General features: G+C 28.5%; 1 protein-coding gene. It reads right to left on the minus strand.

The features are described from left to right. A partial coding sequence (locus tag FTV31_RS17090; protein WP_180015832.1) for an Eco57I restriction-modification methylase domain-containing protein occupies nucleotides 1-834 on the minus strand: 834 nt, incomplete at its 3' end. Nucleotides 835-1,076 lie beyond the last annotated feature (242 nt).

Consider the following 1,076-nt stretch of genomic DNA (forward strand, 5'->3'; position numbering starts at 1 on the left):
TTCAAATTTAGACTTACCAACTTTAATATGTTGAGTAATATCCTCTATTTCTGAAAAAATCGTTTCGACCTCTTTATGGTCTTGTTTTGATTTTTTCACTTCATAAACACTAATAAATTCAGGATCGACCTTAATTTGATTATTATTTTTTTTAGAAAAAACTAGTGCTGGAAGTACCGCTGCAGAACTAAATACTTTTGTATCCCCTAAATCATAAATAGACTGTATATCTAAGGTTTCTAATAAATAATCTCGTAATACGTGCCCAGATTTAACTGATAGAAACCGATTTGATGTGATAGTAGCTAACACACCATCATTACTAAGCAAACTAGACATTGCCATCATAAAGCCATAATAAATATCAGTTTTTCCTTTTAAATTAAAATCCTTTGCTATCTTTTGAGATTTTTCACTACCAATAATTTGGGTACGGATGTAAGGCGGATTAGCAATAATAATGTTAAATCTTGATTCTTTATTTGCATCATAAAAATCTAAAAAATCATCCCTTAATAACGTCAATGTAACGTTAGGATATTTCTCTTTAACTGTTGAAGTAATTTGTTCAAAATTAGAGTTATCAAGATCAACCCCTACTATTTCTATTTCAGAAAATTTTTCTGTGCCTAACTTTAATAGTAATTCTTTAATAAGAATTCCATCACCAATACTAGGATCTAAGATTTTAATTTTTTTATTTAAAAACAATTGGCTATCAAAATAACTAATGGTTTTCTTTGCAACAAACTCAGCTAATTCAACTGGTGTATATGTAACGCCATTCTTTTTATCTTCATGAATATTTTGAAATCGAGGGAGGGAGATATTCATGACTGCTTAATGTTCCACTACTAAATGATTAGTAATTATAGCTATGTATCGGATAATTGTTGCAGAGATAAAGTATGTAAACGCCATGGTTTGACGTAATTCTGTTTATTAAGCATCTGATTTAAATAAATTTAATTTTGGATCAAAAAATAATCAAAACTTTTAAAATCAAATAGTTATGAAATCTTTGTGCAACAAAGCCCTTTCAATTCAAAAGTGGAAACAGAAGAAGATGTAGGTAA

This window comes from Acinetobacter sp. YH16031, from assembly GCF_013417335.1.
Taxonomy (GTDB): Bacteria; Pseudomonadota; Gammaproteobacteria; order Pseudomonadales; family Moraxellaceae; genus Acinetobacter.